This window comes from Salinarimonas rosea DSM 21201 (genome assembly GCF_000429045.1).
Classification (GTDB): Bacteria; Pseudomonadota; Alphaproteobacteria; order Rhizobiales; family Beijerinckiaceae; genus Salinarimonas; species Salinarimonas rosea.
Genome location: NZ_AUBC01000004.1, coordinates 1 through 24,590 on the forward strand (window position 1 = coordinate 1; position 24,590 = coordinate 24,590).

Annotated in this window: 22 protein-coding genes; 19 read left to right on the forward strand and 3 right to left on the reverse strand. The window is 70.9% G+C overall.

The window, feature by feature from the left end; translation table 11 throughout:
* Positions 1-334 (forward strand): cupin domain-containing protein (locus tag G407_RS25250; protein ID WP_029032732.1); only part of this gene is annotated, 334 nt, incomplete at its 5' end.
* Positions 335-371: 37 nt separating this feature from the next.
* Here G407_RS25250 and G407_RS0102290 read toward each other — a convergent pair.
* The 3 genes from G407_RS0102290 to G407_RS0102300 all read right to left on the reverse strand — a co-directional run bounded on the left by G407_RS0102290 (position 372) and on the right by G407_RS0102300 (position 4,682).
* Complete coding sequence (locus G407_RS0102290) at positions 372-1,637, reverse strand: hypothetical protein (protein ID WP_156917445.1); 1,266 nt, start codon at positions 1,635-1,637, stop codon at positions 372-374.
* Between the two features lie 280 nt (positions 1,638-1,917).
* Positions 1,918-3,171: a hypothetical protein gene (locus tag G407_RS0102295; RefSeq protein WP_029029508.1), complete on the reverse strand. Its 1,254-nt coding sequence runs from the start codon at positions 3,169-3,171 to the stop codon at positions 1,918-1,920.
* A 68-nt stretch (positions 3,172-3,239) separates the two neighbouring features.
* Positions 3,240-4,682, reverse strand: a complete 1,443-nt coding sequence (locus G407_RS0102300) for a capsular polysaccharide export protein, LipB/KpsS family (RefSeq protein ID WP_029029509.1) — start codon at positions 4,680-4,682, stop codon at positions 3,240-3,242.
* A gap of 237 nt (positions 4,683-4,919) precedes the next feature.
* Here G407_RS0102300 and G407_RS30115 point away from each other — a divergent pair, with 237 nt between their 5' ends.
* The 18 genes from G407_RS30115 (at position 4,920) to G407_RS25285 (ending at position 24,582) form a co-directional block, all read left to right on the forward strand.
* Positions 4,920-5,900 (forward strand): zinc-binding dehydrogenase, encoded by a 981-nt coding sequence (locus G407_RS30115; RefSeq protein WP_052340861.1) that lies wholly within the window; start codon positions 4,920-4,922, stop codon positions 5,898-5,900.
* A 4-nt stretch (positions 5,901-5,904) separates the two neighbouring features.
* A complete protein-coding gene (locus tag G407_RS25260; RefSeq protein WP_043538771.1) occupies positions 5,905-6,984 on the forward strand; it encodes a Gfo/Idh/MocA family protein in 1,080 nt (359 codons plus the stop codon).
* A complete protein-coding gene (locus G407_RS25265) occupies positions 6,981-8,006 on the forward strand; it encodes a Gfo/Idh/MocA family protein (protein ID WP_052340862.1) in 1,026 nt (341 codons plus the stop codon). Before G407_RS25260 ends, G407_RS25265 begins: the two co-directional genes overlap by 4 nt.
* A complete protein-coding gene (locus tag G407_RS0102325) occupies positions 8,003-9,289 on the forward strand; it encodes a DegT/DnrJ/EryC1/StrS family aminotransferase (protein WP_029029512.1) in 1,287 nt (428 codons plus the stop codon). Before G407_RS25265 ends, G407_RS0102325 begins: the two co-directional genes overlap by 4 nt.
* Positions 9,290-9,292: 3 nt before the next feature.
* Positions 9,293-9,829, forward strand: coding sequence for a GNAT family N-acetyltransferase (locus G407_RS0102330; protein WP_029029513.1), 537 nt, complete (start codon positions 9,293-9,295; stop codon positions 9,827-9,829).
* Positions 9,807-10,706, forward strand: coding sequence for a hypothetical protein (locus G407_RS0102335; protein WP_029029514.1), 900 nt, complete (start codon positions 9,807-9,809; stop codon positions 10,704-10,706). Before G407_RS0102330 ends, G407_RS0102335 begins: the two co-directional genes overlap by 23 nt.
* Positions 10,703-11,830, forward strand: a complete 1,128-nt coding sequence (locus G407_RS0102340; protein ID WP_029029515.1) for an N-acetyl sugar amidotransferase — start codon at positions 10,703-10,705, stop codon at positions 11,828-11,830. The genes G407_RS0102335 and G407_RS0102340 overlap by 4 nt, the downstream gene beginning before the upstream one ends.
* Positions 11,827-12,450 carry an imidazole glycerol phosphate synthase subunit HisH gene (gene hisH, locus G407_RS25270; RefSeq protein ID WP_043538773.1) on the forward strand — a complete coding sequence of 208 codons (624 nt, stop codon included), beginning with the start codon at positions 11,827-11,829 and terminating at the stop codon, positions 12,448-12,450. Before G407_RS0102340 ends, hisH begins: the two co-directional genes overlap by 4 nt.
* On the forward strand, positions 12,440-13,204 hold the full coding sequence (locus G407_RS30120; RefSeq protein WP_029029516.1) for a HisA/HisF-related TIM barrel protein: 765 nt from the start codon (positions 12,440-12,442) through the stop codon (positions 13,202-13,204). The genes hisH and G407_RS30120 overlap by 11 nt, the downstream gene beginning before the upstream one ends.
* Positions 13,201-14,475 carry an N-acetyl sugar amidotransferase gene (locus G407_RS25280; RefSeq protein WP_052340863.1) on the forward strand — a complete coding sequence of 425 codons (1,275 nt, stop codon included), beginning with the start codon at positions 13,201-13,203 and terminating at the stop codon, positions 14,473-14,475. Before G407_RS30120 ends, G407_RS25280 begins: the two co-directional genes overlap by 4 nt.
* 168 nt (positions 14,476-14,643) lie before the next feature.
* Entirely contained in the window at positions 14,644-15,669 is a 1,026-nt protein-coding gene (gene pseB, locus G407_RS0102360; protein WP_029029517.1) for a UDP-N-acetylglucosamine 4,6-dehydratase (inverting), read from the forward strand.
* A 5-nt stretch (positions 15,670-15,674) separates the two neighbouring features.
* Positions 15,675-16,844: a UDP-4-amino-4,6-dideoxy-N-acetyl-beta-L-altrosamine transaminase gene (gene pseC, locus G407_RS0102365; RefSeq protein ID WP_029029518.1), complete on the forward strand. Its 1,170-nt coding sequence runs from the start codon at positions 15,675-15,677 to the stop codon at positions 16,842-16,844.
* The gene (pseF, locus tag G407_RS0102370) at positions 16,841-17,542 is read left to right on the forward strand and encodes a pseudaminic acid cytidylyltransferase (protein ID WP_029029519.1); all 702 of its coding nucleotides are present in this window, start codon (positions 16,841-16,843) and stop codon (positions 17,540-17,542) included. Before pseC ends, pseF begins: the two co-directional genes overlap by 4 nt.
* Positions 17,539-19,065, forward strand: a complete 1,527-nt coding sequence (pseG, locus tag G407_RS0102375) for a UDP-2,4-diacetamido-2,4,6-trideoxy-beta-L-altropyranose hydrolase (RefSeq protein ID WP_029029520.1) — start codon at positions 17,539-17,541, stop codon at positions 19,063-19,065. The genes pseF and pseG overlap by 4 nt, the downstream gene beginning before the upstream one ends.
* Positions 19,062-20,117, forward strand: coding sequence for a pseudaminic acid synthase (pseI, locus tag G407_RS0102380; protein WP_043538774.1), 1,056 nt, complete (start codon positions 19,062-19,064; stop codon positions 20,115-20,117). The genes pseG and pseI overlap by 4 nt, the downstream gene beginning before the upstream one ends.
* Positions 20,118-20,523: 406 nt before the next feature.
* Positions 20,524-21,285, forward strand: coding sequence for a glycosyltransferase family 2 protein (locus G407_RS0102390; protein ID WP_029029522.1), 762 nt, complete (start codon positions 20,524-20,526; stop codon positions 21,283-21,285).
* A gap of 322 nt (positions 21,286-21,607) precedes the next feature.
* Complete coding sequence (locus G407_RS0102395) at positions 21,608-22,636, forward strand: O-antigen ligase family protein (RefSeq protein WP_156917447.1); 1,029 nt, start codon at positions 21,608-21,610, stop codon at positions 22,634-22,636.
* Positions 22,633-24,582, forward strand: coding sequence for a polysaccharide biosynthesis protein (locus G407_RS25285; RefSeq protein ID WP_084327223.1), 1,950 nt, complete (start codon positions 22,633-22,635; stop codon positions 24,580-24,582). Before G407_RS0102395 ends, G407_RS25285 begins: the two co-directional genes overlap by 4 nt.
* Positions 24,583-24,590 lie beyond the last annotated feature (8 nt).

Below are 24,590 nucleotides of genomic sequence, written 5' to 3' on the forward strand. Positions count from 1 at the left end.
GGTGTTCCGCCCCTGGGGCTCGTACGAGGGTGTCGACCGCGGCGAGCGCTTCCAGGTCAAGCGCATCGTGGTCAAGCCCGGCGGCCGGCTGTCGCTGCAGAAGCACTTCCACCGCGCCGAGCACTGGATCGTCGTGCGCGGTACCGCCCTCGTCACCGTGGGCGAGACCAAGACCCTCGTCCACGAGAACGAATCCACCTTCATCCCGCTCGGCGCCGTCCACCGCCTCGAGAACCCCGGCAAGATCCCCCTCGAGCTGATCGAGGTCCAGTCCGGCTCCTACCTCGGCGAGGACGACATCGTCCGGCTGGAAGACGTCTACAACAGGACCTGATCGCAGCCAGCCGACGGATGTTCGCGCGCCGCGCGCGTCACCCGGCCACCGACGCGGCAGAGCCCGTCTCTCGCGCGAGTGCCGCATCACGGTGCGGCTCGTCGGCCCGAGCCGGCGCGGCGGCAATCGCCTCCCGCCGCGAGGTGACGACGATCGCGCTGGCGAGCACCAAAGAGAAGACAGGCGCCGAGATGTAGTACTGGCTCATGAACACGAAGGGCGCCGTGCACGGCAGCAGCGCGACGACTGCGCGCGGGGCCGCCCCGACCATGCGCACGAGCATGGCGAGGAGGAGCGCGAGCCCCACGATGCCGCTTTGGATCGCGATGACGCCGATGCCCGATGGCGGACCGACCGTGCTGAGGTCGATCAGCCAATCGTGCTCGCGCAGCGCCTCATCGCGGATCGCGAGCCAGGTCTCCCAGGAGAGGCCGTGCGGCAGGAAGCGGCTGTTCCAGACCTCGGCGAAAGCTGCGGCGAGACCGCCGAGACGGTAGTTCACGCTCATGTCCGCGGTGACGATGCCCACCGGATTGGACAGGAACTCCTGGAGCAGGATGACGGGACGCCCGCCGATGCCGAATGCGATCGCGAGGGCCAGCCCCGCGCCGCCGACGATCGCCGCCGGCAGCGCGAGCAGGAGGACGTACCGCGGCCAGAGCAGGCACAGAAGGGCGCCTCCGAGCGCCAGGGCGAGGATGGCGCTCGAAGACTGCGCGAGGAGCACCGCCTGGGCGACGGCGAGCGCCGGGAAGACGGGACGGCTCCCGAGCAGGACCGCGGCGGCGCCGAGCATCAGGATGTGGAAGGCGTAGTGCGTCGGCTCGGGGGCGAGCGAGACGACGCCGCGCGCCGACAGCGGCATGTCGATGGGGACGGAGGACCAGGTGCCGAGCAGGAAGGCGAAGACGTGGGGGCTGATGATCTTCTCGACCAGCGCCACGCCGAGCCAGACGACAATGGCGATCTCGATGCCACGTCGCGCCGCCGCCGTGTGGTCGCGCAGGACGACGAACAGCGTCGAGACCAGCAGCAGCGGCGCGACGTAGTTGAGCAGGAACTTGAGGTCCTGCATGCTGCCGGGGCCACCGTCGAGCAGAAGCAGCGCCACGCCGAGTGCCGCGAAGGCGGTCAGGAACACGCAATCGCGCGTGGGCATCGTGCGCATGCCGAGAAGGCCCGTCCGCATGAAGAGGAAGGCGGCGACGATCAGCGCATAGGGCTGCATGTAGCTCGGCGAAGGCACAAGCTGGACGTAGGGAAAGAAGACCGCGGCGAGAAGGACCATACGGGCGAACGGCACGAACTTCTCTCCCTTGTCGTTTGGAGGGCGACCACCGCTACGAAATTTCGAAAGCCCGGTTAAGCAAACCTCGAAGTCCGGCGCAAGCTCGGCGGCGCCTCAGACGACAAGAACCACCAAGAGTCGCGCAACGGTTGCTTGGTGCCGGGTGGTTCGGCGGCTATTTCTACCATAGATAGTTCGTGCGAAACCTGCCACTTCGAAGCGAAGCCGGCTACGGCACGAGCTGTCCGCACGGAATTGTGACAGAGGCGAGGAGGACGAAGTGGGGCAAACGGGATCACGGCGTCGTGTCGGTGTGGCGGCGCGACTTTCCGCTGGCATCGCCGCGGTGGCCGGGAATCGGGGACAGCAGGATGACGAGCTGCGCGAGCCGTGCAGCGAGGACGGTGCCTATGTATCCCTCCAGCGGGGCATCCGCCACAGCGCAAAGATAGAAACCGGCGGCCGCGGTCAGCGCGGCGAATCCACTCGCGGCGAGCACCCGCCCCTCGGCATCCCGCGCGAGCAGGTGAAACTCGACGATGCCGAAGATCTGCAGACCCGCGATTGCGCCGGCCATGACGAGTGCGAGTGTAGAGATCGCATAGCGATCCCAGATCGCCGCCGGGAAGCCGGTCGCCTTGACGGAGATCAGCACCACGATCGCTGCGGCGGCGCTGATGCCGGCGGCGGCGAGGAGTGACGACAGCGCCGGTGGGGGGGCGCCATCGTCCGCCCGACCCTTGATCACGATCGCTCCGATCCTCTGCACGAGAATATTCGTCAGGATTTGGCCACCCTGAAAGACGATGGCGACCACCCCGTACGCACCGGCCGCGGCAGGGCCGGCGGCGGCGTTCACTGCGGCACGATCCCCCAGCGCGATGGCCGCCGACAGTAAATAGGCAAAGTAGAGGCGCCAGCTCGTCGCCTCCACGCGGAACGGTGCCGGCTCGGTGGTACCGGACCGTGCTGAGGGCCCGAAGAGCACGGCCGTCAGCTCGCGACCCGCGACGAAGAGTGCGGCAACGGCGCTGATCGCTTCTCCCAGGAGTGCCGCCTCCCAGGAGAACATCCACCCTCCGATGACCACGAGGATGAAGGCGAAGGCGTTTCGCGCCAAGGTCAGGTTCCTGACGGCGGTGGAGCGGTCCGCTGCACGCATGATCGAGGTCGTCAGGCTCATGTATGCAGTCGCCAAGCCGATCACGCTCATGAGCAGCAAGGCCGACGCGCTGTAGGGCAGGAGCCCGAATGCGCCGGCCGCGGCCGCCATGACGCCGAGGACCGCGAAGCGCACTGCGAGCGTGGTCGCGGCGGCACGTGCGGAAGCGCGGATCTCCTGCGCCTGTCCGAGCGTCCACAGGCGCGGGTAGCTCTTCACCGTCGCCTCGACGGTTCCGAAGCTGAGCAGGATGCCGGAGAGTGCGCCCGCGCCCAGCAGCGTGACGAATTCGCCGAAGGCGGCCGGCTCGAGCACTTTGGCGAGCACGACGAGCTTCGCCAGCCCGAATCCCGAGGCGATCAGCATCAGCAGGAAGAAGGACGGCACGTCCCGGTGTCTCCGCTCTCTCGCGCCGGCGCGACGTGGCGCGCCCGCCTCGGCCGCCCGCGGAGCGCCTATCGGCTCCGCGCGTCCACGATCCCCGCGACGAGGCGCGAGAGGTTCTCCTCCGAGAACAGGGTCGCCGCCGGTTGCGGATCGCCCCTGTAGCAGCCCCGTCCGAAGGCGACCATCTCCTCGACGTTGGTCGCCGCGGTGTCACCGAGATCGTAGCACGCCTCGTCGTTGAGGAGCGCGGCGAGGTGCTCGTACGACCGGATGCGGGTCGCGCCCGTGAAGCCGCCGAAGAAGACGTTGCCGGCGATCAGCGAGCGCCGGCCCATCAGGATCGCGTCGAGCCCCATCGTGCTCGCGATCGTCACGCACAACGAGGAGCGGGCAATCAGCTCGCGCCCGTTCTCCCGGCCCCAGATATAGCGCACGTTCGAGTGGCGGGCGCGGATCTCCGGCCAGCGGCCGGTCCTCAGCGCCCCGAACTGGTTGGGGTGCTCCTTCACATAGAGGATGCGATCGCCCGGCAGCGCCCTCAGGATCGTCTCCACGAAGGAGGGCTGGTCCGCCACGTGCGGCGTGAAGTAGGTGAGCGAGGCCTCGGGCTCGTATTGCAGCGGGTAGACCACGTTTCGCCGTGAGAGTTCGTCGGGCATCGGGTCGTAGCCGCGCCGCGGGGCGAGCATGCTCCTCGTGTAGAGCACGTGTTCGGGGACCGCGCCTGCATGGATGTAGTCGCCGTGAAGGCCGAAGGTGGCGCGCTTCCAGGTCGCGAGGCCGAGCCGCGCCAGCTGGATGCCCGAGGAGACGATCCCCGGGGTGAACAGGAACGGGAGCTCGCCGCGCCGGCCCTTGAAGTAGGACAGCTGCGAGCGGCCCAGGTTGGCGAAGCGGAAGTGGTATACCGGGCCGGCCCGGTCCGCGCGCACGCCCTCGACGTAGCGCACGATCGTCTCGCGCAGGGCGGCCTCCTCCTCGGCATCGAGCGGGGTCGTGCGCGCGCCGCGGGTGAGATCGAAGCCCGGCGTGAAGTAGAACCAGCCGGGAAAGTACGTGTTCGCCCAGAGCAGCGGGCGGCAGCCGTGCTTGCGGCACAGGTAGAGCAGCACATGGATGAGGAAGTGCGCCACCGGCTCGCTGAGGAAGGCGTCGTAGCGCTCGCGCTCGAGCAGATCCGCCACCGCCGCGTAGACGACGCCGGCGATGACTTGCCGCCGCTCCTCTGGAAACGACTTCAGGTGTCGATCGAGCGCGACCGGAGACCACGGGAAGCCGGTCACCGCGCGCAGGTCCTCGGGCTCCGACCAGCGGGGCGCATCGGCTCGCCGCAGCCCGTCGTGCACGACGCGCTGGAGGTTCAGCACCACCTCGCCGCCCTTCGCGCGCACGAGGCGCTCCTCGGCGTCCGTCTGGACGATGTGATGGTACGTGGCGTCGGGATCGCGCGCCGCGAGAGTCGGAATTAGGTTGGCGAGGTAGCTGCGGGAGAGGCAGATTATCTTGGTCATATCGATCCGTACGGGCGGGCACGCGTGGGCGCCTGCGGGGCGCGTGGCCGATAGCATCTCCCGGAAGCCGTGTCACCGTCGCACCACGCGCCTCGCCCCGATGCGGCCTCGAGGGCCGGCGAGTGCGCGGTGTTGCGTTCGCCCCCGGCCTCCGGTACCTACCGCCGCGGCCGAACGGCGGCGCGTGCCGCCCGATCGACCGGGAGAATTCGTCGTCCGAGGTGGAGCGGCTGCGCGATGATCGAGGCGAAGGTTCTGCGGCTGCTCGGCCCGCGCGCGCTCTCCTGGGAGACCGTCGTGCTCGATCCGGAGCGGCTCGGTCCCTCCGAGGTGCTCGCGCGAACCGTCGTCTCCGCGATCTCGCCGGGAACGGAGATTGCCGCGTACGTCGGCGCACCGCCCCTGCGGCCCGGCCCCGCCTATCCGCGCCTGCAGGGCTACTGCAACGTCGCGCGGGTGGAGGCCACGGGCGCGGCCGTGAGGGCCTGCCGCCCGGGTGATCTCGTCCTCACCCACCAGTCCCATCGCAGCGCCTTCGTCTGCCCGGACGCCGAGATCCTCGTCGCGACCCGGGTCGAGCGGCCGGCGGCGCTGAGCGTCACCTACCTCTTCCATCTGGGCTATGCGGCCCTGTCGAAGGCGGGCTTCCGGCCCGGGCACGACGTCGCGGTGGTGGGCCTGGGCGCCATCGGCCTCGGCGCGGTGGCGCTCGCATCCGCCTTCGGCGGGCGGGTCGTCGCGTATTCGGACCAGGACGGCGCGCGGGCGCTCGCCCTGCGGCTCGGGGCGCGCGAGGCCAGGGCCAAGGACGATAAGATGGCGAGGAGCGCCGACATCGTCGTCTCGACGGCGAACGGCTGGGGAGACTGGATGCTCGCGCTCGACCTCGCCGCCCGCGGCGGGACCGTCGCGGTGCTGGGCTTCCCCGGGCGCGGCCTGCCGCCACCGCAGGAGAACCCGCTCGCCTCGCATCTCTTCTACGACAAGCAGCTCAGCCTCGTCGCCTGCGGCATGGTGCCGGAGACGCCCGTGGCCGCGCACGAGATCCGCTTCACGCTGGGGCGCAATATGGAATTCCTGGCCGACCGCATCCTCTCAGGCGCGATCGACGCGGAGGCGCTCGTCTCCGACGTGCTGCCGGCCGAGCGGATCGGGGACGGCTACGAGCGGCTCGCGGCGCGCGAGGCCGGCGCCGTGACTTTCGCGCTGACGTGGTGAGATCATGACGCACGAACCCCTCGCCGTCGCCCTCGTCGGCTGCGGGCGCATGGGCGCCTTCACGAGCGAGGGCACGCGCGCCAGCGTCCCGCCGTGCTGGCTGCCGCTCAGCCATGCGGAGGCGGTCGAGGCCGTCGAGGGCCTTTCGCTCGTCGCCCTCGCCGAGGTGGACGCGACGCGTCGGAACGAGGCCGGGGAGCGCTTCCGCGTGCCCGCGCAGGCCCGCTTCGCGGACGCGGCGGAGATGCTCGCGGCCGTGCGGCCCGACATCGCGGCGATCGCGACCCGCAGCGACGTGCGCGCGGCGGCCGTCGAGGCCGCCCTCGCGGCCGGCGTGCGCGGAATCCACGCCGAGAAGCCCTTCGCGCCGACCCTCGGCGACACCGAGCGGCTGCTCTCGCGCATGGAGCGGGAGGGCGTCGCGTTCACCTACGGCACGGTGCGGCGCTTCATGCCGGCCTACCGCCGGGCGCGGGAGCTCCTCGCGGACGGCGCGATCGGCACGCTCCAGGAGGTCGCCGTCGATTTCGGCGCGGGCCAGCTCCTGCTGTGGACGCTGCCGCACGCGGTCGACCTCCTGCTCTACTGTGGCGGATCGTCCCCGGAGAGCGTCTGCGGCCGCGTCGACATCCCGGACGGGGCGGTCTCCGGCGAGACGATCGACGCCGACCCCGCGGTCCGCTTCGCGCGCGTGCGCTTCGCGGACGGCGCCCAGGGTGCCATCACGGCGGCGGGCGGCATGGACGTGCGGCTCTCGGGCACGGCCGGGACGATCCGGGTCCTGTCCGACGGCGCCGCGCTCGAGCTGGCGCGCCCGACGGCGCCGGGCGGCGCCTACCTCGACCGGGTCGAGCGCATCCCCGTCGCGCAGGCGCCGAGCGGGACGCAGGCGGCTTTCGCGGGCCTGCGCGACGCGATTCGCGGCACGGGCCCGATGCCGATGCCCCACGCCGACGTCGTGCTCGGCCAGCGCATCCTCGGGGCGATCGTCGTGTCGAGCCTCGACGGCGGGCGCGAGACGCCGCTCGCCGCGGTGCCGAGCGGGCTGACCATCACGGGGCGCTACCGGGGGAACATCGCATGACGGCGCCCCGCCTGCGCACGATCATCCTAGGCTGCGGCAACATCGCCGGCGGCTTCGACGCCACACGGCCCGCCGACGCCGATCCGCTCACGCACGCGGGCGCCCTCGTGCGCCACGGCGGCTTCGAGCTCGTCGCCTGCGTCGACCCGGACCTGCAGCGCGCGCAGGGCTTTGCCGAGCGCTGGGGCGTCGGCGGCGCCCATGGGACGGCCGAGGCGCTCGCGGGGCTGCGTGGCGGCGTGGATGTGGTCGTCGTCGCCTCGCCGACGGACCTCCACGAGGAGCACGTGGGTCTCGCCATCGACCTCGGCGCGCGGGCGGTCTTCTGCGAGAAGCCGATCGCGCCGACGCTACCGGCGGCGACGCGCATGGTCGAGGCTTGCGCGCGCGCGGGCGTCCTCATGGCCGTCAACCACACGCGCCGCTGGGCGCCGGACGTCGTGGAGCTGGCGCGCGACCTGAGGGCAGGGCGCCACGGCCCCGTCCGGTCGGCCTACGGTCTTTATAACAAAGGTGTGCTCAACAACGGCTCGCACATGGTCGACCTCGCCGCCTTCCTGCTCGGCGACCTCACGCTCGCGTGGGCCGGGAGCGCGGTCGCGGACCATTGGCCGGACGACCCGACAATCCCCTTCACGCTCGTGGCGGAGGGTGGCGTGCCGGTACAGGTCGGCGTCGGGTACGCCGCGGATACCGCCCTGTTCGAGCTCCAGATCGTCGCCGCCGAGGCGGTGATCGCGATGGAGGCGGGCGGGGCCCGCTGGCGCGTCCGGCGACCTATCGACAACCCGGATTTCCGTGGATATAAGTCGCTCGCCGTCGGCGAGCCGGTCGACGGTACCTATCGTCTCGCCATGGCGGCAGCGGTCGAGAACCTCCACGCGGCGGTCATCGAGGGCCGGGCGCTCGCCAGCACGGGCCGTACCGCGCTGGCCGCCCAGGCTCTGTGCGAGGCGATCAGGAGCGCATCGGGAGCGGATACGGCTTCTCTCGCGGCCTCGCGCCGGAATGGACTCTCATGACCACGTCTGTACTCGCCCTCCACGGCGGTGAGCCGGTGATCCGCGCTCCCCTCGAGCGTTTCCGCAGCATCGGGCCCGAGGAGGCCGACGCCGTCGCCGGCGTGATGCGCTCGGGCGTGCTCTCGGCCTTCATCGGCGCCGCCGGCCCCGGCTTCCTGGGCGGCGAGCAGGTGCTCGCCTGCGAGGCCAAGGCGGCGGAGCGCTTCGGCTTCCGCCATGCGATCACCGTCAATTCCTGGACGTCGGGACTGATCGCTGCCGTGGGCGCCATCGGCGTCGAGCCCGGCGACGAGATCGTGACGACGCCGTGGACCATGGCCGCCACCGCCACCGCGATCCTCCACTTCAACGCGATCCCGGTCTTCGCGGACATCGACGAGCGCACTTTCAACATCGATCCCACGTCGGTCGAGGCTTGCATCGGCCCGCGCACCCGCGCGATCATGGCCGCCGACATCTTCGGCCAGTCCGCCGACATGGAGCGGCTGCGCGCCGTCGCAGACCGGCACGGGCTGACGCTGATCACCGATTCGGCCCAGGCGCCCGGCGCGCTCTACAAGGGCGAGAGCGTCGGCAAGGTTGCGGACATCGGCGGCTTCAGCCTGAACTACCATAAGCACATCCATTCGGGCGAAGGCGGCATCCTCGTCACCGACGACGATCGGCTCGCACAGCGCATGCGGCTCATCCGCAACCATGCCGAGGCGGTGATCGACAGCGACGATCCGCACGAGCTGTCGAACATGCTCGGATACAACTTCCGCATGGGCGAGATCGAGGCCGCGATTGCCGCGACCCAGCTCGACAAGCTGACGGCGCGCATCGAGGGGCGCCAGCGCGTCGCCCGCGCCCTGGACGACGGCCTCGCCGGGCTGGAGGGGCTCGTCACGCCGCACGTGCCCAACGAGAACTCGCACGTCTACTACGTCTACGGCATGCGGCTCGAGCCGGAGGCGGTCGGCGTCCCCCGCGCGCGGCTGGTCGAGGCGCTGCGAGCCGAGGGCGTGCCGTGGCTGATGGCCGGCTATCAGAACATCCACCGCCTGCCGCTCTTCCGCCACAAGATCGCCTACGGCTCGCAGGGCTTCCCCTGGAACCAGCCCTTCGTCTCCCGCGACGTTCCTTACGGGAAGGGCGTGTGCCCGACGGCCGAGCGGCTGCACGAGGAGACCTTCCTCGGCATCAACCTGTGCATGGGCGAGTTCCCGCCCGAGGAGATCGCGCTCGTGGTCGAGGCCTTCCGCAAGGTGTGGGCGGGCCGCGACGCGCTGCGCGGGGCCTGAGGCATGCTCGAGGCCGGCGACTTCCCGATCCGGGGCCGCGGCATCGTGCTCGAGCCCTTCCGGGACGAGGACGTGACGCCGGCCTATCTCGGGTGGCTCGCCGATCCCGAGGTCGTGCGATACAGCAACCAGCGTTTCCGCACCCACGACGCCGACTCCTGCCGGCACTACCTGGCGAGCTTCGCGGGGACCGACAACCTGTTCCTCTCCATCCGCCGCGACCGGGAGGGCGATGCCATCGGGACGATGACCGCCTACGTCCAGCGCCCGCACGGCACCGCCGACATCGGCATCATGGTGGGCGCGCGCGAGGCGTGGGGGAGGGGATACGGCCAGGCGGCCTGGGACGCGCTGCTCGCGCGCCTCCTCGCCGATCCGCGCATCCGCAAGGTCACTGGCGGGACGCTGTCGTGCAATCGCGCCATGGTGCGCATCATGGAGCGTGCGGGCATGACCCACGAGGCGACCCGCCGCGCCCAGGAGATCGTCGAGGGGCGTCCGGAGGACGTCGTGCATTATGCCCGCTTCGCCGATCACTGACCTTCCCGGTCCGATCGTGGTCGTCTGCCACGACGCCGGCGCCGCCAACCTGCTGCTCCCGCTCGTGGCGGCCGCGGGGCGCACGGACCTGCGCGTTCACGCAGCCGGGCCGGCGGCGGCGATCGCGCAGGCCCGGGTCGCATCCGCCCTCGACGACGGCGATCCGGCGGGCGCTATCGCGGGGGCGGGGACCTGCGTCACCGGCACCGGCTGGGCGAGCGGGGTCGAGCACGAGGCACGGGTGGCCGCGCGTGCGCACCGCATCCCCTCCATCGCCCTCGTCGACCATTGGGTGAACTATCGCGAGCGCTTCGTGCGCGACGGCGTCGAGGTGCTGCCCGACGAGATCTGGGTCACCGACGAGCACGCCGAGGACGAGGCGCGCCGCCGCATTCCCGAGGTGCCGACCCGCCGCGTGCCGAACCTCTACCTCGCCGAGCAGGTCGCGGGGCTCCCGCCGCCGGAGACGATCGCGCAGGCGGAACTGCTCTATGTGGCCGAGCCGGCGCGCGCGACCTGGGGGCGGGACACGCCCGGCGAATTCCAGGCGCTCGACTACTTCCTCGCGAGCCTCCCTACCCTCGACCTGCCGCGCCCGCTCACCATCCGCCTGCGCCCGCACCCCTCCGACCCGCCGGGCAAGTACGACGCCTTCGTGCGCGACGACGGCCCGCTGCGGGTCGTGCTCGACGGGTCTGCGGACCTGCGCGGCGCGCTCGCGCGGGCACGTTGGGTGGCGGGCTGCGAGAGCTTCGCGCTCGTCGTCGCTCTCGAGGCGGGGCGTAGGGTCTATTGCGCTCTGCCGCCCTGGGCTCCATCTTGCCGGCTTCCGCACGAACGGCTGGTCCACCTGAAGCATCTCGGTCCTGCGACATGAAATACTGCAAGCGGTGCCTCCAGCCCGACACGCGCCCCAACACGAACTTCACGCCGGCCGGGCTGTGCCCGGCGTGCGACTACTTCGACCAGGTGCAGAACGTCGACTGGGAAGAGCGCTGGGAGATCCTCCAGGAGGTCCTGCGCGACTATCCACGCCGGCCGGGCATGCCCTTCGACTGCATCATCGGCGTGAGCGGCGGCAAGGACAGCACGCGGCAGGCGCTATGGGTGCGCGATAAGCTGAAGCTGCGGCCGCTGCTCGTGTGCCTCAGCTACCCGCCGCAGCAGGTGACCGAGCGCGGCACCGACAACATCTCGAACCTCATCGAGCTGGGCTTCGACGTGGTGATCTCCGCGCCGGCGCCGGAGACGTGGCGGCGGCTCATGCGCGAATCGTTCCTGCGCTTCACCAACTGGGCGCGCTCGACGGAGATGGCGCTGTTCTCCTCGGTCCCGCAGCTCGCGATCCGCTACGGCATCCCGCTGATCCTGTGGGGCGAGAACCCGGGGCTTCAGCTCGGCGACCTCAAGACGCTCGGGCGGACCGGCTACGACGGCAACAGCCTGCGCTACATGAACACGCTCTCGGGCGGCGTGGCCGACTGGATGCTCGAGGTCGTCGGCCCGCAGGGCCTCTTGCCCTACCAGTACCCGCCGCCCGCGGCCTTCGAGGAGCACAAGCTGCAGATCGTCTACCTCGGCTGGTTCCTGGGAGACTGGTCGCTGATCAACAACGGCTCATACTCGGCGCTCGGCGGCCTGAAGATCCGCGAGGACACGGTCGCGAACACCGGCGATCTCAAGGGCGTCACCTCGCTCGACGAGGACTGGGTGACGCTCAACCAGATGATCAAGTACTACAAGTTCGGCTTCGGCCGGGTGACGGACTACGTCAACGAGGAGATCCGGCTCGGGCGCATGACCCGGGAGAAGGGGATCTCCCTCGTGGAGCAGTACGACGACGCCTGCGCGCCGGGCTACATCGCGGACTTCTGCGACTACATCGGCATCGGCGTCGACGAGTTCTGGGAGCGGGTGCGCAATGCCACGAACCGCGATCTCTTCGAGGTCGGTAACGACGGGACGATCCGTCGCCGGTTCCAGGTGGGGGTCGGCCAATGACGCGTAAGCTCGTCGGCATCGTCGACTACGGTGCGGGCAATATCGCCTCCGTCACCCGCTCGCTGAAGAAGACCGGCTACCGCTGCTTCGCGAGCCGCAATCCCGCCGAGCTCGACAAGGCGAGCGTCCTCGTCCTGCCGGGCGTGGGCGCCTTCCCCTCCGCCATGCAGGCGCTGCACGGCTGCGGCCTGGTCGGTTATCTGCAGGAGAGCGTGCAGGGGGGCCGCTCGCTCGTGGGGATCTGCCTCGGTATGCAGCTCCTCGGCGACTTCTCGGAGGAGATCGCGCCCACGGCGGGCCTCGGGTTCGTTCCCGGCCGGGTGGTGCGCATCCGCGACGCGCGCTGGCACATCGGCTGGAACGCGCTCGAGACCTCCGGGCGCGCCTCGTTCCTCGCCGAGAGCGACGGGCGCAGCGTCTACTTCAACCATTCCTACGTCCTGGAGACCTCGCCGGAATACGTCGTCGCCGTGGCGCGGCTCGGCGAGGCGCTGGCGCCGTTCCCCGTGGCCGTGCAGCGCGGCAACATCTTCGGCCTGCAGTTCCACCCCGAGAAGAGCCAGAGCGCGGGCCTGCGCATCCTCTCCGATGTGCTCGCGGAGGCGCACCATGCTGGGTAAGCGACTGGTCGGGGTCATCACGGTCAAGGACGGCTGGGCGGTACAGTCCTTCGGCTTCGGCCGCTACCTGCCGCTGGGACGGGCCGAGATCCTCGCCGACAACCTCGATCGCTGGGGCGCCGACGAGGTGCTGATCCTGTGCATCGATCGCGGCGCGGCGGGACCCGATCTCGCGCTGCTGCGCCGGGTCGCCGCCAAGGGCCTGTCCACGCCCCTGATCTACGGTGGCGGCATCCGCAGCGTCGAGGACGCCGTGGCGGTGGTGGCGAGCGGGGCGGATCGCGTCGCGGTCGACACGCTCCTGCGCGACGACCCCGCAATCGTGCCCGGCATCGAGGCGGCGCTCGGGGCACAGGCCGTGATCGCGGCCCTGCCGCTCGGCATCGACGGCGATGCGCTCGTCTCCTTCGACTACCGCACGCGCACGCGCGCCCCGCTCGCGGAGGCGACGCTCGCGCTTCTGCGCGCCGGCAGCATCTCCGAGGTGCTGGCGATGGACCACGTCAACGACGGAGGCGCGGCGTTCGACGAGCGCATCGTCGACCTCTTCCCGGTGCCCGAGGTGCCGCTGATCGCCTTCGGCGGCTTGCGCGACCCCGACCAGATCCGCCGGGTGCTCGGACGTCCGAGCGTCCGGGCGGCGGCGGTCGGCAACTCGCTCAGCTACGGCGAGAACCGGATCCGCCAGCTGAAGTCCAAGCTCGGCGCGCTCCCCATCCGCGTGCCCTCGTACCATCGTTGGATCGACCAGTGACCAGCTACGCCCTCGGCCGCGCGCACGGCGCCGCCCACGCCTGCCGCCGGTGCCTCTACCGCACCGACCATCCGCTCGGCCTCACGCTCGACGAGGAGGGGATCTGCTCGGGGTGCCGCGTCCACGAGGAGAAGGACCGGCTCGACTGGGACGCGCGCTGGGCGCTGCTCGAGGCGCTGGTGAAGCCGTACCGCTCTCGCGACGCGCGCAACTACGACTGCATCGTGCCGGTGAGCGGCGCCAACGATTCCTACTTCATCGTTCACGTCGTGAAGGAGCGGTTGGGGCTCAACCCCCTGCTCGTCACCTACAACAAGTATTTCAACACGCCGCTCGGAATCCGCAACCTGGCGAACCTGCGCATCCGCTTCGACTGCGACATCCTCGTGCAGAACGTCAACCCGGTTTCCGTACGCCGGATCACGCGCACGGCCCTGCGCGAGATCGGCAGCATGTATTGGCCCTGCCTCGCGGGCCAGACGGTGTTTCCCGTGCAGACGGCTGTGCGCTTCGGTATTCCTCTGATCGTCTGGGGCGCGCATCAGGGGCTCGAGCAGGTCGGCATGTTCAGCCACGAGCACGAGGTCGAGATGACCCGGCGCTATCGCTACGACCACGACCTGATGGCGCGCGAGCCCGCGGACCTGATCGGCCTGTTCGACACGCTCGCAGAGGAGGACGTCTGGCAGTACCGCTATCCGGACGATGCGGAGCTCGCCTCCGTCGGCGTGCGGGGGATCTATCTCGGCAACTACGTGCGCTGGGACCCGAAGGCGCAGCACGAACAGATGATGCGCACGCATGGCTACGAGACCGCGGCGTTCGCGCGGACGTTCGACTGCTACGACCACGTCGACTGCTACAACTACATGAACGTCCACGACCTGCTCAAGCTGTACAAGCACGGGTACTCGAAGGTCACCGACCACGCCGCCCGCGAGATCCGCCACGGGCGGCTCGGGCGCGAGGAGGGCCTCGCCCTGGTCCGCCGGCACGAGCAGGCGGCCGTCGAGCACCTCGACCTGTTCTGCGACTGGCTCGGCGTCGAGCCCAATGCGCTCGGCTTCGTCATGGACCAGCACCGCGATCCGCGCTTCTGGAGCGAGGACGAGCCCGGCCGCTGGCGCTTCCACGGCTGGAGCACGATGGAGCAGCCGCAGGCGGCGGCGAACCCGGCGCCGCGACGCTCCGACCCGGAATTCTCGGCGAATTCGAGGCTCGAGCGGGATCGTGCGCACGGCTACATCGTGGTCGGCCGCGGTTATCCGTGAGTGCCCGCTCTCGTTTGCGCGCCGCCGGTTTTGCTGCTAGATGCCGGGCCACCATGAGGGGCGCCACGGCGAAGCACGGCCGGCGCCCGGCCGGGCGCGCGGCGCCGTCGGCATGTGCGGAACGCGGCCGGTCGTAACCCTGCCTGTCGCGCAATCGGATAACGGCGAATGCTCAGCGGAAAATCGATTCTCGTCACCGGCGGCACCGGTTCCTTCGGCAAGGCGTTCGTGAAGACCGTGCTCGCACGGCACCCGGACCTGAAGCGGCTGGTGATCTTCTCGCGCGACGAGCTCAAGCAGTTCGAGATGTCGCAGCACGTCTCGGAGAAGGACCACCCCGGCATACGGTACTTCATCGGCGACGTCCGCGATCCCGATCGGCTGCGCCGCGCGCTGGAGGGGATCGACATCGTCGTCCATGCCGCCGCGCTCAAGCAGGTCCCGGCCGCCGAGTACAACCCCTTCGAGGCGATCAAGACCAACGTCATCGGCGCGCAGAACCTGATCGAGGGCTGCCTCGACGCCGGCGTCGAGCGCGTCGTCGCGCTCTCGACGGACAAGGCGGCCGCGCCGGTCAACCTCTACGGCGCGACGAAGCTGTGCTCGGACAAGCTCTTCGTCGCCGCCAACAACATCCGCGGCGCACGCGACCTGCGCTTCAGCGTGGTACGCTACGGCAACGTGATGGGCAGCCGCGGATCCGTGATCCCGTTCTTCCTCGACCGGCGGCGCGAGGGGGTCCTGCCGATCACGGACCCGCGGATGACGCGCTTCAACATCTCGCTGGAGGAGGGCGTCTCCATGGTGCTCTGGGCGATCGAGAACGCCTGGGGCGGCGAGATCCTGGTGCCGAAGATCCCCTCCTACCGCATCACCGACGTGGCGACGGCGATCGCGCCCGAATGCCGCCAGGAGATCGTCGGCGTGCGTCCCGGCGAGAAGCTGCACGAGGAGATGATCACCGCGAGCGACAGCCAGAACGCGGTCGACATCGGACCCTACTACGCCATCCTGCCGACCACTCGGGACTACAGCGTCGAGGACTACCTCGCCGGCTTCGGCGGCGAGCGCGTGCCCGCGGGCTTCGCCTACGAGAGCAGCAGCAATCCCGACTTCCTCACTGTCGAGCAGATCCGCGATCTCGTGGCCCGGCACGTCCAGGGCGGCGAGCTCGCGGGCGCGCCGGGGGCCTGACGCGAATGAGCTTCGTCCCCTACAGCACGCAGGACATCGACGAGGCAGACATCGCCGCCGTCGCGGAGGCGCTGCGCGGCGCCTACTTGACGCAGGGGCCGGCGATCGGCCGCTTCGAGGAGGCCTTCGCGCATCTCCACGATGTGCCGTACGCGCTGACGGTCTCCAACGCCACGGCGGGGCTGCACATCGCCTGCCTCGCGCTCGGCCTCGGCCCGGGCGGGCTGCTCTGGACCTGCCCGAACAGCTTCGTCGCCTCCGCGAACTGTGCGCGCTATTGCGGCGCCGACGTCGACTTCGTCGATCTCGACCCGCGCACGCGCAACATGTCGGTCGCGGCGCTGGAGGAGAAGCTCGCCGCGGCCGCCGAGGCGGGGACGCTCCCGGACGTCGTCGTGCCGATCGACTTCTCGGGCCTGCCGGCGGATCTGCGGGAGATGCGGGCGCTGGCGGACCGCTACGGCTTCAAGATCCTAGAGGACGCCTCGCACGCCACCGGCGCGACCTACCTCGATCGCCCGGTGGGGTCCGCCCATGCCGACGTGACCGTGTTCAGCTTCCACGCCGTCAAGATCGTCACGACGGCGGAGGGCGGCATGGTCACGACCCGCGATCCGCAGCTCGCGAGCCGTCTCGGGCTCCTGCGCTCGCACGGGATCACGCGCGATCCGGCGCTGTTCGAGGGCGCGCCGGACGGGCCGTGGGATTACCAGCAGGTGGAGCTCGGCTTCAACTACCGGATCACCGACGTGCAGGCGGCGCTGGGGCTGTCCCAGCTCGCACGGCTCGAGGCCATGCAGGCGCGGCGCGAGGCGCTCGCCGATCGCTACGACGCGCGGCTCGCAGGCCTGCCGCTGCGGCTGCCGGCGCGGCTCCCCGACCGGCGCTCGTCGTGGCACCTCTACGTCGTCGAGGTCGACGACGAGCGGACCGACATCGGCCGCGCGGACGTCTTCGCCGCGCTGCGCGCGGCGCAGATCGGCGCCAACGTGCACTACATCCCGATCCACACGCAGCCCTACTACCGGCGCCTCGGCTTCTCGCAAGGCGACTTCCCCGCCGCCGAACGCTACTATCGCAACGCGATCACGCTGCCGCTCTACCCGAAGCTCTCGGAAGCGGATCAGGATCGCGTCGTCGCGACGCTCGCGGCCGCGCTGGAGCGGCGCGCATGAGCCCGGCCCGCGTCGCCATCGTCCCCGCCCGCGGCGGCTCGAAGCGCATCCCGCGCAAGAACATCCGCCCTTTCGCAGGCCGCCCGATGATCGCCTACGCGGTCGCCGCGGCGCGCGAGAGCGGCCTGTTCGACCACGTCGTGGTCTCGACGGAGGACGAGGAGATCGCCGCCGTCGTCGAGGCGCACGGCGGGGAGGCGCCCTTCCGGCGCCCGGCGGAGCTGGCCGACGACTTCACGCCGACAGTCCCGGTGATCGCGCACGCGATCACGGCCTGCGAGGCGCTCTGGGGCCGTATCGACGAGGCGTGCTGCATCTATCCCTGCGTGCCGCTGCTCCAGGCGCAGGACCTCGTGGCGGCGCACGCGCTGCTCGACCGGGGCGGGGAGAGCTACGCCTTCCCGGTCGTCGCCTTCGAGAGTTCGGTGCACCGGGCGCTCGCCCGCGATTCGGACGGGCGCACGCGGCCGCTCTTCCCGCAATTCGCGCAGACGCGCACGCAGGACCTGCCGACCGCCTACCACGACGCCGGGCAGTTCTACTGGGGCCGGCGCGACGCCTGGCTCGTCGGGGCGAGCATCCACGAGAACGGGGCGACGCTGGTGCTGCCCGCCTCCAGGGTCGTCGACATCGATACGCCCGACGATTGGGCGCGTGCCGAAACCCTCTTCGTCGCGCGTGCCGGGGGGCCGGGGTGACCGTCCTCGTACGGGTCGACGCCTCGCGCGAGCGAGGCCTCGGCCATCTCGCGCGCTGCCTCGCGCTGGCGGACGCGCTGCGCGCGCGCGGCGCGTCCACGGTATTCGCCAGCCTGGACCTCCCGTCGGCGGCCAAGGCGCTGATCGCGGCGCAGGGTCACGCCGCCCTCGACCTGCCGCCGCTCGCGGGAGGGGTGGCGGCGAGCGTGGCGGCGCTCGGCCCCGAACGGGAATGGCCCGCCGACGCGCAGGATGCGGATGCCGCCGCGACGCGTGCGGCCGCCCGAGCCGCGGGATACGATCCCGCGCGGATCGTCGTCGACCACTACGGCCTCGGCCGGGCCTGGGAGGCTCGGGTCGCCGAGGACGGGGCGCTCGTCGCGGCGATCGACGATCTCGGGCGTGCGCACGCCTGCGCGCTCGTCGTCGACCAGAATGCCGGGCGCGACCGTCACGATCCCTACGTGGATCGCGTGCCCGCCTCGTGCCGGAGGCTGCTCGGGCCGCGCTACGCCATGCTGCGGGGGGAATTCGCGGAGCTGCACCGCGTGGCCCGGGCGCGATCGGGACCGGTCGCGCGCATCCTCGTCTCGGTCGGCGGCGCCGATTCCGGCGACGCTACCGGAGCCGTGCTCGCGGCGATCACGCGGGCGGGGCTCGCCGATCGCGTGCTCGACGTGGTCGTCGGCGCGCTCTACCCGCATCTCGAGCGCCTGCGCAGCGCCTGCGCCCCCCTGCAGCAGGTGACGCTGCACGTGCAGACCGACCGTCTCGCCGAGCTGATGACGCTCGCCGATCTGGCGGTGGGTGCGGGGGGCGGCACGACCTGGGAGCGGTGCGCACTCGGCGTCCCGAGCCTCGTGCTCACGCTCGCGGAGAACCAGCGCGCGCCGGTGCGCGCCGCGGCGGCGGAGGGGCTCGTCTACGCGCCCGACGTAGCGCCCGGCGACATCGAGGGGCTGGCGATCCATCTCGCGGCGCTGGACGCGAACGCGTCCCTGCGCGGGTTCCTCTCGGCGCGCGGCCTGGCGCGCGTCGACGGCGGCGGAGCCGCGCGCGTCGCCGCGGCGATCCTCCCGGCTCCGATCGCGCTGCGCCCGGCGACCCTCGCCGACGCCGAGGCGCTCCACGCCTGGCGCAACGATCCGGAGGTGCGGGCGGTCTCGCGCGAGAGCGACCCGATCCACTTCGACGGGCACCTCTCCTGGCTCGGCCGCGTCCTCGCCGATCCCGACCGGGATCTGCTGATCGGCGAGGCGGAAGGCGGCCCCGTCGGCGTCCTGCGGTTCGACCGGAGCGGGGAGGAGGCGGAGGTCTCGATCTACCTCGTTCCGGGTGCGTCCGGGCGCGGTGCCGGGACCGATCTCCTGCTTGCAGGATGTGACTGGCTGCGGCAGAACCGGCCCGGGATGCGCGTCGTCGTCGCCGAGGTCCTGGGCGGCAACGCGCGCTCCGCGGCGCTCTTCGAGCGCTGCGGCTTCACCGAACGCTCCCGACGCTACACGCGAGGACTCGACACATGAGCGCGACGGACGTCATCCACATCGCGGGCCGCCCGGTCGGGCCGGGGCACCGGCCGTTCGTCATCGCCGAGATGTCCGGCAACCACAACGGCGACATCGCGCGCGCGCTCGCGCTGCTCGATGCGGCGCGGGCGGCGGGCGCGGATGCCGTGAAGCTCCAGACCTACACCGCGGACACGATCACCATCGACAGCGATCGTCCCGAGTTCCTGATCGAGGACGGGCCGTGGAAGGGCCGGCGGCTGCACGAGCTCTACGGCGAGGCGCACACGCCGTGGGAGTGGCACGAGGAGCTGTTCGCGCACGCGGCCAAGATCGGGATCGCGATCTTTTCGACACCCTTCGACGACACGGCGGTGGACCTGCTGGAGCGGCTCGGTGCGCCCGCCTACAAGATCGCCTCGTTCGAGATGATCGACCTGCCGCTCGTGGCGCGCGTCGCGCGCGCCGGCAAGCCGATGATCGTCTCGACCGGGATGGCGAGCCTCGACGAGATCGGCGAGGCGGTCGAGACGGCGCGGGCCAACGGCTGCCGCGACCTCGTGCTCCTGCACTGCGTCTCGAGCTATCCCTCTCCGATCGAGGAGACGAACCTGCGGCGCATCCCGGAGCTGGCGCGTCGCTTCGGCGTCCACGCGGGCCTCTCCGACCATTCGATGGGCCTGACCGTGCCGATCGCTGCCACGGCCCTCGGCGCGGTGGCGATCGAGAAGCACTTCACGCTCGCGCGCGCCGACGGCGGTGTCGACAGCGCCTTCTCGCTCGAGAAGGAGGAGCTGGCGGACATGGTGCGTGCCGTCAGCGACGCGCACGCTGCGCTCGGCGACGGCGTCTTCCGTCGCGCGGCCGCGGAGGAGGGCAGCCTCAAGTTCCGCCGCTCGCTGTTCGTGGTCGAGGACGTGGCGGAGGGCGCGGAGATCACACGCGCCAACGTGCGCTCGATCCGCCCCGGCTACGGCCTCGCCCCCAAGCACCTGCCCGAGGTGCTCGGCCGCCGCGCCCGCCGCCCCCTCGCCCGCGGCGAGCCGCTGGCGTGGGACATGCTGGGGTGAGAGGGCGCACGGCTTCGGCGACGCGCGTGACTCGCGTCGATCACCGGGGATCTTCGGCAGGGGTCATCACCCACGGACGGAAGAAGGGCAGCACTTCCGTCTCGCCGACGATGAAGCCGAAGAGCATCCTGCCGAGCAGGTCGAGACGCAAACGGAACGACGCCCTCGCCTGACCTCGGTCGTCGGCAGCAACAAAGCCGGACGGCCTGGGCGGTCCGCCACACGCTTGCCCCGAAGGACGGCTCGAAGCAACTCCGCGCCCCGGACAAGCAGGCGCCGGAGTGCTCCGTACGCCCCCCGCGAGCACGGCTCGGTTCGTCCGGCATGCTTCTCGCCCGCGGTCGCGGCGCGGCACCCTTGCCAGGGCGGGAGGCCGGGTGTAGAGCGGCGCATCTTGGAGTAAAGCATGAAGATCAGCGTCGTCACCGCGAGCTTCAACTCGGCCGCGACCATCGAGGAGACGCTGCGGTCGGTCAACTCGCAGACCCATCCGGACATCGAGCACATCGTCGTCGACGGCGCCTCACGCGACGCCACGATGGAGATCGTCCGGTCCTTGGGCGAGCGCGTGGCGGTCGCGGTGTCCGAACCGGACCGCGGCATCTACGACGCCATGAACAAGGGTCTCGCCCTCGCCACCGGCGATGTGGTCGGCTTCCTCAACTCGGACGACGTCTACGCCCGGGACGACGCACTCGCGCTGCTCGCGGCGGCGATAGAGCGGGACGGCACCGACGCCGCTTACGGCGACCTCGTCTTCGTGCCGGAGGACGACACCTCGCGCGTCGTGCGCTACTGGCGCTCGCGCCCCTACGAGCCGGGCCTGTGCGCACGCGGCTGGATGCCGGCGCACCCGACCTTCTACGTGAGGACCGAGATGTACCGGCGCCACGGCGTCTTCGATCTCGATTACCGCTACGCGGCCGATTTCGAGATCTGCCTGCGCCTGCTCGACGTCGGCGGCGTCCGCGCGAGCTACGTCCCGCAGACGCTCGTGCGCATGCGCATGGGCGGTCACTCGACGGGCAGCGTGCGCGCCATCGCGCGCTCGAACGTCGAGTCCGCCCGCGCCTGCCGCAAGCACGGCCTCCCCGGCGGGCCGCTGTTCATCGCCCGCAAGCTCTCGCGCAAGGTGCCCGAGCTGCTCCGGCGGCCGCGGGAGGCGTGACGTGGCCGGCGGCGGTGCGAGCAAGAGCGACCGGCCCGTCACGGCGCGCGACGCGGGCGCGGCGCGCCTCGGCGAGCGCGTCGCCTATGCGATCGCGGCGGCGGTGCCGCTTCTCCTCGTCTACCTGCGGGAGGTCACCGACGCCGCCGCCGTAGCCGCGGCGCTCCTCCTGGTTCTCGCGGCGCATCGCACGGGTCGCCTGGGGGATGTTGTCGCGCGGGTCCGCGGCGCGTTGACGACGCCCGCCGGCCTCGCCGTCCTCGCGGCTCTCGCCCTCCTGGCGACGTCGCTCGCCTGGAGCCTCGCGCCCGAGCGTGGCGCCATGCACTTCAGGCACATGGCGGGGGTCGCGGCCCTCTCCGTCGTTGCGGCGGCCGCCGCCTCGGTCGGGACCCTGCGAGTCGACTCCCGCGCGGTCGCCGTCGCGCTGGGGCTGGCGGCGATCGTCCTGATCATCGAGCACCTCAGCGGCGCCTTCGTTCGCGGCATCATCGGCGTGCGCACGGAGATCCACCAGCTCAATCGGGCGGCCGTGGCGATCGCTGTCTTCCTGCCGCTCTCCGTCGCGCTTCTGGCTCGGGAGCGGCGCTGGCTCGCGGCGATGCTGTTGGTCGCCCTGTGCTCGATCGCGGTCATGCGCCTCACGAGCGAGTCGGCGAAGCTCGCGCTCCTGGCGTTCATCCTCGTGGCTCCCGCGTCACTCCTCGCCCCGCGAGCCACGCGCGGCGCGCTCGCGGCCCTCATGGGTCTCGGCATGATCATCGTTCCGCTCGCCTCGGGGCTCGTGGAGACGTACCTACCGGACGTGGTCCACCGCATCGTGGGGCCGAGCTCCATCGGGATCCGCGCCGAGATATGGTCGGCCTTCGCACGCTTCGGCTGGGAGCGGCCGCTGTTCGGCTACGGAGTCGAGGGCGCCTACGGGTTCGTCGCGGCCATGCCCGCGGGCATCCTCTCCGAGCGAGAAGCGTTCCTGATGAGCCTCAGCCACCCGCACAACGCACCGCTCCAGGTGATGTTCGAGCTGGGGCTCTTCGGCGCCGTGCTCTTCGGGTTGGCAATCTGGATCGGCATACGTGCCATCCCGCAGATGCGGCGTGTACTCGAGGCGGCGGCAATGTCTTCGGTGGCCGGCTTCTATGTCGTCGCCGCCGTCAGCCACGGAGCTTGGCAGTCCTGGTTCTATTCACTCGGCATACTTCTCGCGCTTTTGTTCGTATCTGCGTGCCGCCGCGATCCCGAGCGCGAGGGTGGCGGCGACACCGACGCGGCTTTTCCTTTGATCACAGATCGTTTGCGTGATACTCGCACCCCGACATCGTCGAATCCCCGGAAGTTCCGCCGCACATGAGCGAGAGACGCAAGAGACCGTCCTGGAAGCGGGTCTTCGCCGGCGCGCACGACGCAGTCATGGCCGGGCTCGCGCTGTTCCTGGCGTTGACCGCGCGCTTCGACTCGGCAGACTGGCCGGACGATCGTCTCCTCGCGACCTGGATCATCGGCTTCGTCGCGATATCGGCCACCACCTTCCGCGTCTTCGGCCTCGGGCGCGGGATGTGGCGCTTCGCGTCGATCTCGGACCTGCGCGCGATCGTTTTCGCGAGCACGGTCGCCGTCCTCGCGTTCCTGCTCGTCCTGTTCCTTGTGAATCGGCTCGAAGGCTTTCCGCGGGCCGCCGCCCTGATGACCTGGTTCACGCTCGTGGTGCTCCTCGGCGCGCCGCGCCTGCTCTACCGGGCGCTGAAAGACGGCGTGCTGCCGAGCCTTCGGCGGGAGCCCGCGGATGCGGAGGTCGAGACGCTGCTCGTCGTCGGCACGGCCGCGGAGGCGGACAAGGTGATCCGTACCTACGGCCTGGAGACGGCCAAGCGCTACAAGGTGCGCGGGATCGTCGACTTCACGCCCAAAAAGGCCGGCCGCGACGTCCGCGGCGTGCCCATCATCGGCCATTTCGGGGAGCTCGAGGACATCGTGGCGCGGCTCGCCCGCGGCGGCACGAAGATCGACGCGATCGTGCTCGCCCCCAACGAGAACAAGTCGCGCCTCCAGGAGGCGACCGTCGCGGCGGCGAAGATCGGGCTTCCGGTTCGCCGGATCGCCAAGACTGCGCTCACGGGCAGCGAGCCGAGCTTCGAGAGCATCACGCTCGAGGATCTCCTCGGTCGCCGGCCGGTGAGCCTCAAGCTCGACTACGTACGTTCGCTGGTGCACGAGCGCGTGGTGCTCGTGACCGGGGCGGGTGGCAGCATCGGCTCCGAGATCGCGCGCCAGATCGCCGCGCACGGGCCCTCCCGGCTCATCGTGCTCGATCACTCGGAGTATGCGCTCTACGAGATCGACCAGGAGCTGGGCACGCGCCACCGCGACGTACCCCGCCGCGCCGTGATCGCCAGTGTGCGCGACGTCGAGCGCATCGGCGAGATCATGGCGACGGAGCGCCCGCACGTCGTCTTCCACGCCGCCGCGCTCAAGCACGTGCCTCTCGTCGAGGCGAACGTATGCGAGGGCGTGCTCACGAACGTCGTCGGCACACGGGTCGTGGCGGATGCGGCCATGCGCTGCGGCGCTGCGGCGATGGTGCTGATCTCCACGGACAAGGCGATCCGCCCCACGAACGTGATGGGCGCGACCAAGCGGGCAGCGGAGGTGTACTGCCAGGCACTCGACCTCAGCGGATCGTGTACGCGGTATCACACCGTTCGCTTCGGCAACGTGCTGGGCTCGACCGGCTCGGTCGTGCCGCTGTTCAAGCGCCAGATCATGGCGGGTGGACCCGTCACCGTGACGCATCCGGACATGCGCCGCTACTTCATGACGATCCGCGAGGCGACGGAACTCGTCATGCAGGCGGCGGGCGTCGGCATGGTCCTGCCGGATCGCGGGCGCATCTTCGTCCTCGACATGGGCGAGCCCGTGCGCATCGTCGATCTCGCCCGCACGTTGATCGCGCTGGCGGGCCTGCGTCCCGACGAGGACATCAAGATCGCCTACAGCGGGCTGCGCCCGGGCGAGAAGCTCTTCGAGGAGCTGTTCGATCCCTCCGAGGTCACGGTCCCCGCGGGCGTCGATGGCGTGTTCGTCGCCTCCGTCCGCGCGGTCGAGCGCGACGTCGCGCAGCGCACGGTCGAGAGGCTCGAAGCCGCAGCCGAAGCGGGAGATGCCCGCGCCGCCCGTCGGCTTCTCGCCGAGCTGGTTCCCGAACTGCCGGTCGACCCGGCGCAGGAGCGCGATCATCGCGAAGGGGCCGCCCCGTCCATCGTCGTGGCCGATGCCGAGCTGGCGCAGAGGTCGGGATGAGTCTCATT